This is a genomic window from Erythrobacter litoralis (assembly GCF_029760855.1).
In the GTDB taxonomy this organism is placed as follows: Bacteria; Pseudomonadota; Alphaproteobacteria; order Sphingomonadales; family Sphingomonadaceae; genus Qipengyuania; species Qipengyuania litoralis_A.
Genome location: NZ_SOSI01000001.1, coordinates 185,786 through 197,853, shown reverse-complemented (window position 1 = coordinate 197,853; position 12,068 = coordinate 185,786). Strand labels below are relative to the sequence as shown.

Genomic DNA, 12,068 nt, shown 5'->3' with positions numbered 1-12,068 from the left:
GAATGTCGGTCACCGCCGAACGTAAAGCTGAGATCATCAAGGACAATGCGCAGGCCGATGGCGACACCGGTTCGCCGGAAGTCCAGGTTGCCATTCTGACGGAACGCATCCGCAATCTGACGGAGCATTTCAAAAGCAACCACAAGGACAATCACTCGCGTCGCGGGCTTCTGATGATGGTCAACAAGCGCCGTAACCTGCTCGCCTATTTGAAGAAGATCGATGTCGAGCGGTACAACGCGCTGATCCAGAAGCTGGGTCTTCGCAAATAAGAGTTTCTCGAAGGGGCGGCTCCAAAGGCCGCCCCTTCGTTTATCCGGCCCGTGCGCAATCCGGCGCAACGGGTCCGACGAATGGGGTGCGAACCAGGCCCCGAACCGGACCGGGACGGTATCCCCGGCACAGTAGGCCCCGCAGGAGCAATCAGGCGTTGCGGGTCATAAGGAAAATACATGTTCGACACGAAAACCGTATCGCTGGAGTGGGGCGGAAAGACCCTCACTCTGGAAACCGGCCGCATTGCCCGTCAGGCAGACGGCGCGGTCCTCGCCACCTATGGCGAAACCGTGGTGCTGTGCGCCGTCACCGCCGCGCGCAGTGTGAAGGAAGGGCAGGACTTCTTCCCGCTTACCGTCCACTACCAGGAAAAGTTCTCCGCCGCGGGCCGTATCCCGGGCGGCTTCTTCAAGCGCGAAGGCCGCGCAACGGAGAAGGAAACGCTGACCAGCCGCTTGATCGACCGCCCGGTGCGGCCGCTCTTCCCGGAAGGCTTCTACAACGAAATCAACGTGATTGCGCAGGTCCTGAGCTATGACGGCGAGACCGAGCCCGATATCGTCGCCATGATCGCCGCCTCGGCCGCGCTCACCATCAGCGGCGTGCCCTTCATGGGCCCGATCGGCGCGGCGCGCGTCGGCTTCCGCAATGGCGAATACGAACTCAATCCGTCGCTCTCCAGCGCGCTCGACGAAGAAGGTCGTCTCGACCTTGTCGTTGCCGCGACGCAGGATGCGGTGATGATGGTCGAATCCGAAGCCAAGGAACTGACCGAAGAGGAAATGCTTGGTGCCGTCATGTTCGCGCACGAGGAAAGCCGCAAGGTCATCGGCGCGATCATCGATCTGGCCGAGCAGGCCGCCAAGGATCCGTGGGACCTGCAGCCGGTCGAAGACAAGTCGGCCACTCTGGACGAGCTGCGCGGTATCATCGGTGCCGATCTCGAAGCGGCATACAAGATCACCGACAAGGGTGAGCGTCAGGATGCAGTCAACGCGGCACGTGCCAAGGCGCGCGAGCATTACGAAGGCCTCGATAACAGCGATCCGGCCGAGTATCTCGGCAAGCTGAAGTTGGTGAAGAAGCTCGAAAGCGACATCGTTCGCGGTTCGATCCTGAAGGACGGCACCCGTATCGACGGGCGCAAGGTCGATCAGGTCCGCCCGATCGAAGCGATGGTCGGCCTGCTTCCCCGCACCCACGGTTCGGCCCTGTTCACGCGCGGCGAGACGCAGGCGATCTGCACCACCACGCTAGGCACCAAGGATGCCGAGCAGATGATCGACGGCCTCGAAGGCCTGAGCTATTCGCCCTTCATGCTGCACTATAACTTCCCGCCTTATTCGGTCGGCGAAGTTGGCCGCTTCGGCTTCACCAGCCGCCGCGAGACGGGTCACGGCAAGCTTGCGTGGCGCGCGCTGCATCCGGTGCTGCCGAACCATGAAGACTTCCCGTACACCATCCGTATCCTGTCGGACATCACGGAGAGTAATGGCTCGTCCTCGATGGCGACGGTGTGTGGCGGCTGTCTGTCGATGATGGACGCTGGCGTTCCGATCGAACGTCCGGTTTCGGGCATCGCGATGGGCCTCATCCTCGAAGGCGACGACTTCGCCGTCCTGTCCGATATCCTTGGCGATGAAGATCACCTCGGCGACATGGACTTCAAGGTCGCGGGTTCGGAAAAGGGCATCACCTCGCTTCAGATGGACATCAAGGTTGCCGGCATCACGCAGGAGATCATGAAGACCGCGCTGGAGCAGGCGAAGGCCGGCCGTTCGCACATCCTCGGCGAAATGACCAAGGCGCTCAGCACGGCGCGCTCGGGCGTCTCCAAGCATGCGCCGCGCATCGAGACGATGCAGATCGACAAGTCGAAGATCCGCGACGTAATCGGTACGGGCGGCAAGGTGATCCGCGAGATCGTTGCGGAAACCGGTGCCAAGGTCGACATCGACGACGAGGGCACGATCAAGATTTCGTCGAGCAATGCCGACGAGATCGAGGCGGCGAAGCGCTGGATCGAAGGCATCGTCGAAGAGGCGGAAGTCGGCAAGGTCTATAACGGCAAGGTCGTCAACATCGTCGACTTCGGTGCTTTCGTGAACTTCATGGGTGGCAAGGACGGTCTCGTCCACGTCAGCGAAATGAAGAACGAGCGGGTCGAAAAGCCGACCGACGTCGTGTCCGAAGGACAGGAAGTGAAGGTCAAGGTCCTCGAGATCGACAATCGCGGCAAGGTTCGCCTGTCGATGCGTGTGGTCGATCAGGAAACCGGCGAAGAACTGGAAGACACCCGCCCGCCGCGCGAACCGCGTGGTGACCGTGAAGGCGGCCGAGGTCCACGTGGCGGCGGCGGCGGCGATCGTCGCGGCGGTCGTGGTGGACGCGGCGGACCGCGCCGCGATCGCGGCGACCGGGACGGCGGCAGCCGGAACGAAGGCGAGAGCGGCTCCGGCGAGGCGCACGTGCCGGACTTCCTCAAGGACTGATCCGTTTAGCCAAGAACAGGAAAGGCCGCGGGGAGCGATCCCCGCGGCCTTTTTCATGGCCGATGCCGCGTGAGCCTACGACATTTCGAGGATCGGCTTGAATACCTTTCCGTCGTGCAAATCCTTCACGGCCTCGTTGATCTTGTCGAAGGGATAGCGCTTCACCAGACGGTCGAACGGGAAGAGGCCGCGCTGATGGAGCCGGACCAGTTCGGGAATGAACTGCTTCACCTTCGCGTCTCCTTCCACGCAGCCGACGATCTTGCGGCCGCTCATGATCTGTTCGTTGGCGTCGAACGCATATTCCGTGCCGGAAGGCGGGGCGCCGACCACGACCAGCGTGCCCCTTTTTGCCAGCGCTTCCCATGCCGCGCGTGCCGCCTTGTCGTTGCCGCTACATTCGATGGCGAAATCGACGCCTTCTTCCACGATCTGGCGCACCGCATCGGGAACATCCGTGTCCTTTCCGGCTACGATCGTGTCGGTCGCGCCAATTTCCCTGGCGAGTTCCAGCCGCTCCGCATTCGTATCGACCGCGATGATCGTGCTGCACCCGGCAACTTTCGCGCCCATCACCGCGGACATGCCCACGCTGCCCACTCCGGACACCAGCAGGGTCGACCCGGCTTTCGGCTGCGCGGTCCGCATCACGGCGCCTGCGCCCGTTTGGATTCCGCAGCCGAGCGGACCCAGTAGCGAGATGTCCACATCTGCCTCGATTTTCACGACATTGCGTTCATGCGCGATCGAGTGGGTGGCGAAGCTCGATTGCTGGAAGAATGCCGCATTCGGTCCATCTGCGAATACGGGTTTGTCGCTTCCCTGCCGCTCGTTCATGAAGTTGAGCGCTTCGAAATCGTTGCAATAGGCGGGATCGCCTTCCTGACAGGGGCGGCAGCGGCCGCATGATCCATAGGACAGAACCACCCTGTCGCCTTCGGCAAGGTCCGAAACATGATCGCCGACCTTCACGATCGTACCCGCGCCCTCATGACCCAGAACGACCGGATAGTTGGTGGGCAGATCGCCTGCCTGAACGGCGAGATCGGTGTGGCAGACGCCCGTCGCCACTAGCTTGATGAGAACCTCATGCGGGCCCGGGTCGGCGATTTCGCGATTTTCGATGGTATAATCGCCGCCGGCTTCGGGAATGACGGCGATACGGGCGTCTGTAGGCATGAATGTCTCCGTGGGTCTGCCCGCTATCAACGAACGGAGACCCTTGCGTGTCCCGGGATCCGCGATTGCGCAGTCGCGCGGGGGTGCTAGGCACTAATGATGCTACCACGCGAAACCCTAGCCACCGCCGCCATACCGGGCGGAGATACGCTCACGCTCGTCAGCCACGGGCGCGATTACATCATCATGCTCGGGCGCGACGAGTTGATGGGAACGCGCATGCAGTTCAGCGAAGAGCAACTCGCCGAATTGACGCTGGAGCGGATGAACGCCGACACGCCCCGCATCCTGATCGGCGGATACGGGATGGGCTTCACCTATCGAAAGGCGCTGGAAAAGCTGCCGGAGGGCGGACGCGTGTTTGTCGCCGAAGTGGTGCCGGAAATCCTCGAATGGGCGGAAGGTCCGCTGGCGCATCTCACAGGCGAGACGCTGGCCGATCCGCGCGGCGAGGTTGTTCTCTGCGATGTCGCTGCCTTGATCGACGACGCGATCGACGGGACTTGCGCAAAATGGCATGCGATCCTGCTCGATGTCGATAACGGGCCGGATGGTATCGTGCGCGACGGCAACGAACGGCTCTACTCGCGTACCGGGCTGGCGAAAGCGCGCGATGCACTTTGTTCAGGCGGTATCCTCGCCGTTTGGTCGGCGGCGCCCGATCACAAGTTCAGGACGCGGCTGAAGGATGCGGGCTTCGACGTCGAGGAACGCACCGTGCGTGCGCGGCCCAACAACAAGGGCCCCCGCCACACGATCTGGTTCGCCCGAAAGACCTAGCTCTGGAACATCGGGCCGGCCGGGTTGCCCATGTAATCCCGCTTGCCGAGCGGCACGCCCTTCATGCGCAGGATGCCGTAGAAGGTCGTCGCATGGAATTGCAGGTTCGGCATGTTGAAGCCCAGCAGGAACCGTTCGCCGGGAAGGGTGAAGCGCGTTTCGCCACCGAGGACGAAATCGATCGGTTTTTCGGCAAGTGCCGCAATCTCGTCCGATGTTGCCCTCGCCATTCGTTCGGCCGCCGCGCCGACCATGCTGCGCATCGCACCAAAGTCACCGGGAATGTCGGTGAAGTCCGGCGTGAATGCGCCCCCGGCCAACTGGTCGAGCGCGTAACCCGTGTGCATCCAGCACGCCCGGACATGCCAGGGAAGCGGCCACATATCCTCCGCCAGCTGCGCCTCGTACAGGGCGTCGGCGGAGCAGTTCCCGTCCTGCGCATACTGTTCGGCCTTGTCGATCACGCCCGGCATGGCCTCAAGCAACTGACGGGCGGTCGGGACGAAAGCGGCATAGAGATCGAAGGCCATCGGCAGTTCCTCGGAATGAAAAGGCCCGCCGACAAAGCGAAGGCGGGCCTTTGGAATGATCGGGTAGCGTACTCAGCGAACGCGCGGTCCGCCGAACGGGAGGGGGGGAGGGGGGCGGCGCGCACCGCGGGGCAACTGCGCCTGATAGGCCCGGCCGCAGTGTTCGACGCAATAGGGGAAGCCAGGGTTCACCGCCTCGCCGCAGAAATGAAAATCGGGTTCACCCGGGTGGCCCATCGGCCAACGGCAGACCTTCTCCGATAGATCGAGCAGGCTCGTCTTGTCGGCGATCGCCGGATCGGGCTTCGCCGGCACCAGTCGACGCGGCGGCGCTGGCGGAATGGGCGGCTGCTGATCGCCTGGTCCCTGCCGTAGAAATCCGCCCGGGCCGACCGAGACGATCTTGGGCATATCGCCTTGCTTGTTCGGCATCGGCTGGCTCGGCGAAGCATCTGCCTTGGCCGCGGGCGGTGCGGAAGGTGATGGCGCAGGAGCGGGGGGCGAAGCCGGCTTTGCGGCGACCGGCTTGGGTGCGGCAGGCTTCGGCGCGCTCTTCGGAGCTGCTGGTGCGGGCTTCGGTGCCGGCTTCGCAGCCTTCTTCTCGCCCGCCTTCACGGGCGATGGGCGCGACTTCAGCCCGAGCCGGTGCGCCTTACCGATGACGGCGTTGCGGCTCACACCGCCCAGCTCATCGGCGATCTGGCTGGCAGTAGAACCGCCCTCCCACATCTTCTTCAGCGTTGCGATCCGTTCGTCGGTCCAGCTCATCGTTCGTCCTGCAATTCCTGTATTACCCGTCACCGCGCTTGCCAGCGAGGGGTGCTTGGCCCTAGGCGCGCCGCCATGGCCGATCAAGTCCAACCCGCCGCGCCCACACCCGAACCGAGCGACGGCGCCTTCACGCGAGACGACACCGGAAGAACGCCAAGGTTCCCCCCGCAAGGGCAACCGGTCATCACCGGGATCAATCGCGTCGGGCTATGGAGTTTGTATGTAAAGGAGGTCCGCCGGTTTTTAAAGGTCCAGACGCAGACGATCTGGGCCCCTGCGGTCACGACCCTCCTGTTCCTCGTGATATTCACCGTCGCGTTGGGACGCTCCGACCGCGAAATTCTCGGGGTCAACTTCGCGACCTTCGTTGCGCCCGGCCTGATCGTGATGGGCATGATGCAGAACGCCTTCGCCAATTCGAGCTTCTCCCTGCTCGCAGGCAAGATCCAGGGGACGATCATTGATCTGCTGATGCCGCCCCTCTCGGACGGCGAATTGATGGCGGGCATTACCGCCGCGGCCGTCACGCGGGCCGTCATGGTAGGCTTCGCAGTCGCAATCGCGATGGCGTTCTATCCCGGCGTCGACCTGTCGCTCGCGCATCCGTGGGCGGTCGCCTGGTTCGGCCTGATGGGCGCGATCATGCTATCCCTGATGGGCTTGCTCGCATCGATCTGGGCGGAGAAGTTCGATCATAACGCCGCGATCACCAATTTCGTTATTGCCCCGTTGAGTCTCCTGTCTGGCACGTTCTACGTGATCGACAATCTCGCGCCTCTGTTCCAGGCGATCAGTCGGGTGAACCCGTTTTTCTACGTGATCTCGGGTTTCCGCTTCGGCTTCCTCGGCGAAAGCGACATCGGGAACACCAATCAGGCCGTTATTCACAGTGCGATCGGTTTGGGAATCGCGAATGCCGCTTTCGCCTACCTCGTTTACCGCGTGCTCAAATCAGGCTGGAAAATACGCAGTTGAGCGATCAATGCGTCAGCTTGCGGCGCATCCGGTAGCGACCATTTTCGAACACCTCGAAATAGTCATGCACATCCGGATGCGAAATCGGGCCGGCGCGCGAATCCTCGATCAGGTTCTGCTGGCTGACATAGGCCACGTAATCGTTCTCGTCGCTTTCGGCGAGAAGGTGGTAGAACGGCTGGTCGCGATCGGGCCGGATTTCCTCGGGAATGGAAGAATACCACTCTTCGCTATTGGCGAAGACAGGATCGACATCGAAGATCACGCCGCGAAAATCGAACGCCTTATGCCGTACGATATCGCCGATCGCGAAACGCGTTTCGAGATGGCGCGGGACTTCGATAGTGCGACCGGCCTGGGCGGAAAAATACGTGGTTTTGTCCATGTTCTTCATGAATATGGGATACAAGCCGCATAGCACAAGCGTTCCGTAAAGACTGTCCCCATCCTGCCTGCGCAAAAAAGGTTGGCAAGGCTCCGCGCGTAAGCTAGTCGGCGCGCTCGCTTCGACCGGGGCCCTCGGCCCGACAAGCGCACCCAACATGCGGAGAGGTGGCAGAGAGGTCGAATGCGCCGCACTCGAAATGCGGTGTACTGGCAACAGTACCGTGGGTTCGAATCCCACCCTCTCCGCCAATTGCCCTTTTCAGGGTTTCCAATTCCTTTCGAATATATACTCAAACCGTTGCAAATCTGCGGTTTGCGGCTCCTATTCACTCCAGTTCGATCTACCCCTAGCCAAAAGCATGTCGGGGTATTCTGGGGGTAACGAACCAAACCGCATGGGGGTATTGGATGCTGACGGATAAGGCCGTGCGCGCGGCTGCTTCGCGAGACAAAGCTTACAAATTGACCGACAGCCGCGGACTGCATCTTCATGTATCTGCGAGCGGCCACAAAAGCTGGCGGTACAAACATCGCTTCGAAAGCAAGGAGCGTTTGCTGACCTTGGGCGCATACCCCGAAGTGTCGCTCGCCGATGCTCGCGAGAAACGCGATGAGGCGAAGAAAATCTTGCGGGATGGCCGTGACCCCCGGCACAGCGTCAAGCGTAGTCGTCTCATAGGCCGAAGCGATGCGGTAAAATCGTTCGAGGAGGTGGCCCGCGAGTGGCATGTCCTGCAGGTCGCGCGCTGGAAGCTGGTGCATGCCGGCGATGTCATTACTAGCCTCAAGCGCGACGTCTTTCCGCATCTGGGCACGATGCCGCTGGCCGAGATCGACAAGCCGCTGCTGCTCTCGGTCCTGCGCAAGGTCGAGAAGCGCGGTGCGATCGAGACAGCGCGGCGGATTAAGCAGCGCGTGGCGACGATCTACCGCTACGCCAACGCCGAAGGCGCCGGTCTCGAAAACCCGGCCACCGACATCAACGACGCGCTCTTACCGCTGCCGCCGGCCAGGCGATATCCTGCCCTTATCAATGTCGATGCGATCCGCACGATGATGGGCGATATCGACCGTGCCGGCGCTTCGCCGGTAAACCGCTTCGCTGCGCGCCTGCTGGCGCTCACCGCACAGCGTCCGGGCCGTACTTAGTTAGCGGCAGTCTTTGTTGAGTTCGAGAAAGAGGAAGAATGAAGGCAAAATGCTGGATTTCCATCAGAACTTGGAGCTGATGTAATTTCTCGTCTCTACCGAAAAAATTAAGTCCGACAATTGTTCACGAACTTTCTTCCGATCATCGTTTGTACCTTTTCTCTCTGCGACCCTTAGCAAGCTGTCCCGGAAAGTCCTGATCGGCGACTCCTCATATGCTTCGAAAAGACTCGATCTTTGGTTGCCCAGTAGTTCTCTTTGATTGCTCGCGATCAATCCCAGAATTAAGTAGGACGATAAGAGTGGGTCAGGGCTCGGGTTCGCTAGCGCGATACTCCTAATCCTTTCGTTCCAGTAAGGTCGAAATTGCGATACAGCGTCGCAGCCGTAAGCATCGATAATTACAGATAATTCGAGGGTAGGATATGTGCGACCTCGTGAGAACGCATCAGTAGCATAAGCCGCAGCTTCGCTGCATTTGCCTGAAGCGATAAGAAGTTTTGCTGCAACAGCGTTTGCATAAGGATTCTGTGGTTCTTTACGGAGGATCGTAGAGATCGAGCGCCACGCCTCGTCCGATGGAGCTACTTTCCCCCCGCCAGACAACACCGAACGGGCGCGCGCGAACGCTTGTCGTGCCTGTAAGTAGCTTGTATAGTCGCCTTTCGGGAATTGTTCGATGCAACTTTCCAAAAAGGCCGCTCCATCATCGCCGATAAGACGATTTGCCTCGACAGAAAGAAAGCATTCGAAGCTGTTGCGAGGTTTGTCATCCAACCGTGTAAGAAGATCGTCGGCTAGGTAGCCCACCGGCGAAATCACGCTAAGTATCTGATCCTCTACTATAAGCTTAAATTCTGCAAAATCGGAAACAGGACCAATTCGCCTTTCGAATATCACTTCCTCTGTGTCGGAGATTAACATCAATTGCCCAACCAAACTATCGTTGGATGCAGTCCTCACAGTCAATGTCAGGACGTAATCTGCACTTTTTGGCGATATGGTATTCATTCTGCTAATCATAGATTTTCGGAGCAATGTCTTTACATCGTAAATCAACTCCTTCTCATACGATGCCGGAACAGAACCTTCGCCTACTCCCAGCGCAGATATCGATGCATAGATCGATGGCGGTTCCGCTCCTTTATCTCCAACAGCGTTTTGACGCTCACTCTGATTGGACCGCAGACCGAAGGCAGCCAGCGCTGCTAAAGATGCGGCGCAAAAAATGAGCAAACCGGTTTTCAGGAAGGCAGGGAATGCTTTACCTGTTATGGGTGCCTCCCCGTTAGTTTGGGTGGGTAAAGGGTACCTTCTCTGCGCATTCGTTCGCGATTGTTCGTCGACATCGACAGCTTTTGGTGGAGGGCGCCGGGTCGAAGTCGACGGGTCTTGGGGTTCACCTTTGGTCTTCGGATCGGTTCCCGCTCGAAAGGCGTTGAGGTCAGGGTAAGCCAGAGCCAACTTAGCGAAACGCAATCGATACTCGCCGCTGCGGAAATGAATGCACATCTCGGCTTGCGGCTGATGGACGAGGTAATAGTCTTTAAGTGACTTGCGTAAGCGCGACATAGCTACGCGTACGCTGCTATCTGCCGCGTCGAAATTAGCAGCATCCTTTCCCAAAAATTCCAGCGCAATATCGGTCTGAGAAGGTTCGCCCCTTTGTTTCAGTTCGAAATCGACGAGGTATCTCAGCAAGCCGCTGGAAACACGCGAACGAGAAAATTGAGGTGAATCCAAAACGGAGTTCATCTCTCTTCTAATTGCTTCGTCCCGGTTCATGCCCCGGCTTTCCCCGTTAGAAACGCCCACGAAAGCGTTTCTTTGCCGTTAAATCTCCCCATTCAAGATTGAGGGCCCTAACTAATTTGAACCGAGGATTCAAGCGGTTGCGTCTCCTGTAACGTTACAGATACTGCAAAACTCTGTCGGTGGCACAGTCTTCGTCACACAATGCACTTCATCGACGGCTCCCACCGAGTGGAGCAACTTTTCGCAGATGAGAGGGCAGCATGGATCGACACTATTCCCAGGAGAGGCGACAGCTGGATCGCCTCCATCGTATCTACAAGCCAGCATGTCTTTTGGTCGATGGCCGGGAAAAACCAGCGCTGCTGCGGGATATTTCCAGCTTTGGTGCAGGGCTTGAAACCAATCAGCGTTTTGGGATTGGAGAGGCAATCCAATATCGATGGGCTGATGAGCAATTTCGTATGGGCAAGGTCATTTGGAGCCACTGCAACCGAATTGGAATTGAGAACGTCGATGAACTAAATTCCATTTCTAGTTCGACCAAAACCTATCGATCCGTCCGTTTTAAAGGCGAAGCGCCGGTCAGCGTCTTTGCCGACGGACGGCGCTATGAGGGTGAACTTGTCAATCTCGCCCAGCGTGGTGTCTGCGTTGTTTCGACTGCTAGCCTGCGGCGCGGCGTCCTGGCGACAGTGCAGATCGGCAAGCACTCACTGGAAAGTCTGACTGCGAGATGGAGTTCGGGAAACAAGACCGGTTTCAGTCTGCCAAGATCACTGAAAATCGAAAACATGGCTGCCATTCTGGAGGGTAAGTGAAATGAGACCACTCAACTACGTAGACATACTCTCTATGTCCGCAGCCGAAATTTCGGCGATAGGTTCGGTATGTCGTTCGGACATTGCACGATGCTCCAGTTCCTCAAGAACGTCCGACCAGGCGCATCTTTTGGAATGCGAACGCATACTCGCCATGATTTAATCGACGCAGGCACCGAACAATGTTTGCCCAAATTCAACGTCCTACGCCAGGTTTGCAAGCTGATATGAGTGGCAACACCGGCGGGGATTTCCGTGTGAAAACCGAAGGTCATCGGAATGGCTCATTTTCTGAAAGAGACCTCGGGTTATTTACGTTTCAGCTGACGCCACTTCGGGGTGATACAATAGTCCTCTACCATGATGGCGAGTTTAAGAAGCTTCGAGTGGTGGGCCTCGAACATCACCCGCTCGAAAATCCGGTTGCATATCCTGAAAACGAGAATTGGCGAAAAACTTTTCGTACGACGATACGTACCGAGGAAACTGAATATTAGATTGAGGGAGGCAGTAATGCCAATCTATCCTAAAATTTTCGCTATTGGTCTATTGGTTTCATGCCATAGCATTGAGTTGCGAGCCGAAGATTTGAAACCAATTCAAGCCGCGAACAAACAGTCATCGCAGGCTCTTGCCCCGGTAAATGTGACGCGAAGCCATGAGGTAAATGGGCCGTTCGGTTCTTTTACAATCCCGGGGGCGCGTGTGGTGCATACAGTCGTAATCTCAGTGCGAGGTCCAGAGACTGTTCACGACCTTCGCATATCCAACCCTCTTCCGGCGGGCACCACGTATGTTACCGGGTCCTTAGCGCTGAACGGTGAGCAATTAAGCGATGCAGCGGATGACGATGCCGGAATGGTGGACACGAAGGATATCGAGCTTGCATTAGACAGCGCCCCCGGAGGCTCGGTAAATACTTTTACCTTTCAGGTGACGGTGGACGGCTAATTATA

General features: G+C 58.7%; 13 protein-coding genes and 1 tRNA gene. 9 read left to right on the top strand and 5 right to left on the bottom strand.

Annotation, left to right across the window (positions count from 1 at the left end; all coding sequences use genetic code 11):
• Positions 1-2: 2 nt before the first annotated feature.
• Positions 3-272, top strand: coding sequence for a 30S ribosomal protein S15 (rpsO, locus tag E3U23_RS00840; protein ID WP_279349273.1), 270 nt, complete (start codon positions 3-5; stop codon positions 270-272).
• A gap of 180 nt (positions 273-452) precedes the next feature.
• Positions 453-2,768, top strand: a complete 2,316-nt coding sequence (pnp, locus tag E3U23_RS00835) for a polyribonucleotide nucleotidyltransferase (protein WP_279349272.1) — start codon at positions 453-455, stop codon at positions 2,766-2,768.
• A gap of 75 nt (positions 2,769-2,843) precedes the next feature.
• Here the strand turns inward: pnp and E3U23_RS00830 are convergent, their stop codons facing one another.
• Positions 2,844-3,947, bottom strand: a complete 1,104-nt coding sequence (locus E3U23_RS00830) for an NAD(P)-dependent alcohol dehydrogenase (protein ID WP_279349271.1) — start codon at positions 3,945-3,947, stop codon at positions 2,844-2,846.
• 99 nt (positions 3,948-4,046) lie between these two features.
• On the opposite strand from E3U23_RS00830, the gene E3U23_RS00825 reads away from it, so the two are divergent.
• Positions 4,047-4,727 carry a spermidine synthase gene (locus E3U23_RS00825; RefSeq protein WP_279349270.1) on the top strand — a complete coding sequence of 227 codons (681 nt, stop codon included), beginning with the start codon at positions 4,047-4,049 and terminating at the stop codon, positions 4,725-4,727.
• On the opposite strand, the gene E3U23_RS00820 is transcribed toward E3U23_RS00825, so the two are convergent.
• Positions 4,724-5,257 carry a DUF1993 domain-containing protein gene (locus tag E3U23_RS00820; protein ID WP_279349269.1) on the bottom strand — a complete coding sequence of 178 codons (534 nt, stop codon included), beginning with the start codon at positions 5,255-5,257 and terminating at the stop codon, positions 4,724-4,726. The two genes, E3U23_RS00825 and E3U23_RS00820, sit on opposite strands and share 4 nt — an antisense overlap.
• Positions 5,258-5,329: 72 nt before the next feature.
• A complete protein-coding gene (locus E3U23_RS00815) occupies positions 5,330-6,025 on the bottom strand; it encodes a GcrA family cell cycle regulator (protein WP_279349268.1) in 696 nt (231 codons plus the stop codon).
• Positions 6,026-6,100: 75 nt separating this feature from the next.
• Between E3U23_RS00815 and E3U23_RS00810 the strand changes: the two genes are divergently transcribed.
• The gene (locus tag E3U23_RS00810; RefSeq protein ID WP_279349267.1) at positions 6,101-7,003 is read left to right on the top strand and encodes an ABC transporter permease; all 903 of its coding nucleotides are present in this window, start codon (positions 6,101-6,103) and stop codon (positions 7,001-7,003) included.
• A 4-nt stretch (positions 7,004-7,007) separates the two neighbouring features.
• Here the strand turns inward: E3U23_RS00810 and hspQ are convergent, their stop codons facing one another.
• The gene (gene hspQ / locus E3U23_RS00805) at positions 7,008-7,388 is read right to left on the bottom strand and encodes a heat shock protein HspQ (RefSeq protein WP_279349266.1); all 381 of its coding nucleotides are present in this window, start codon (positions 7,386-7,388) and stop codon (positions 7,008-7,010) included.
• 161 nt (positions 7,389-7,549) lie between these two features.
• On the opposite strand from hspQ, the gene E3U23_RS00800 reads away from it, so the two are divergent.
• Positions 7,550-7,639, top strand: a tRNA-Ser gene (locus E3U23_RS00800).
• Between the two features lie 159 nt (positions 7,640-7,798).
• The gene (locus tag E3U23_RS00795) at positions 7,799-8,539 is read left to right on the top strand and encodes a tyrosine-type recombinase/integrase (protein ID WP_279349265.1); all 741 of its coding nucleotides are present in this window, start codon (positions 7,799-7,801) and stop codon (positions 8,537-8,539) included.
• Between the two features lie 63 nt (positions 8,540-8,602).
• Here E3U23_RS00795 and E3U23_RS00790 read toward each other — a convergent pair whose 3' ends face one another.
• Positions 8,603-10,324: a hypothetical protein gene (locus tag E3U23_RS00790; RefSeq protein ID WP_279349264.1), complete on the bottom strand. Its 1,722-nt coding sequence runs from the start codon at positions 10,322-10,324 to the stop codon at positions 8,603-8,605.
• Positions 10,325-10,554: 230 nt separating this feature from the next.
• Between E3U23_RS00790 and E3U23_RS00785 the strand changes: the two genes are divergently transcribed.
• The 3 genes from E3U23_RS00785 (at position 10,555) to E3U23_RS00775 (ending at position 12,063) form a co-directional block, all read left to right on the top strand.
• Positions 10,555-11,112 carry a hypothetical protein gene (locus E3U23_RS00785; protein WP_279349263.1) on the top strand — a complete coding sequence of 186 codons (558 nt, stop codon included), beginning with the start codon at positions 10,555-10,557 and terminating at the stop codon, positions 11,110-11,112.
• 182 nt (positions 11,113-11,294) lie between these two features.
• Entirely contained in the window at positions 11,295-11,609 is a 315-nt protein-coding gene (locus E3U23_RS00780) for a hypothetical protein (RefSeq protein ID WP_279349262.1), read from the top strand.
• Positions 11,610-11,625: 16 nt separating this feature from the next.
• Positions 11,626-12,063 carry a hypothetical protein gene (locus tag E3U23_RS00775; protein WP_279349261.1) on the top strand — a complete coding sequence of 146 codons (438 nt, stop codon included), beginning with the start codon at positions 11,626-11,628 and terminating at the stop codon, positions 12,061-12,063.
• The last annotated feature ends 5 nt before the right edge of the window (positions 12,064-12,068 follow it).

Bases quoted from the DNA above. Each gene is read 5' to 3' on its own strand.
- rpsO (WP_279349273.1), top strand. From the start codon at position 3: ATGTCGGTCACCGCCGAACGTAAAGCTGAGATCATCAAGGACAATGCG.
- pnp (WP_279349272.1), top strand. From the start codon at position 453: ATGTTCGACACGAAAACCGTATCGCTGGAGTGGGGCGGAAAGACCCTC.
- E3U23_RS00795 (WP_279349265.1), top strand. From the start codon at position 7,799: ATGCTGACGGATAAGGCCGTGCGCGCGGCTGCTTCGCGAGACAAAGCT.
- E3U23_RS00830 (WP_279349271.1), bottom strand. From the start codon at position 3,947: ATGCCTACAGACGCCCGTATCGCCGTCATTCCCGAAGCCGGCGGCGAT.
- E3U23_RS00775 (WP_279349261.1), top strand. From the start codon at position 11,626: ATGCCAATCTATCCTAAAATTTTCGCTATTGGTCTATTGGTTTCATGC.
- E3U23_RS00790 (WP_279349264.1), bottom strand. From the start codon at position 10,324: ATGAACCGGGACGAAGCAATTAGAAGAGAGATGAACTCCGTTTTGGAT.
- E3U23_RS00825 (WP_279349270.1), top strand. From the start codon at position 4,047: ATGCTACCACGCGAAACCCTAGCCACCGCCGCCATACCGGGCGGAGAT.
- E3U23_RS00785 (WP_279349263.1), top strand. From the start codon at position 10,555: ATGGATCGACACTATTCCCAGGAGAGGCGACAGCTGGATCGCCTCCAT.
- E3U23_RS00820 (WP_279349269.1), bottom strand. From the start codon at position 5,257: ATGGCCTTCGATCTCTATGCCGCTTTCGTCCCGACCGCCCGTCAGTTG.
- E3U23_RS00780 (WP_279349262.1), top strand. From the start codon at position 11,295: ATGTTTGCCCAAATTCAACGTCCTACGCCAGGTTTGCAAGCTGATATG.
- E3U23_RS00815 (WP_279349268.1), bottom strand. From the start codon at position 6,025: ATGAGCTGGACCGACGAACGGATCGCAACGCTGAAGAAGATGTGGGAG.
- E3U23_RS00810 (WP_279349267.1), top strand. From the start codon at position 6,101: ATGGCCGATCAAGTCCAACCCGCCGCGCCCACACCCGAACCGAGCGAC.
- hspQ (WP_279349266.1), bottom strand. From the start codon at position 7,388: ATGGACAAAACCACGTATTTTTCCGCCCAGGCCGGTCGCACTATCGAA.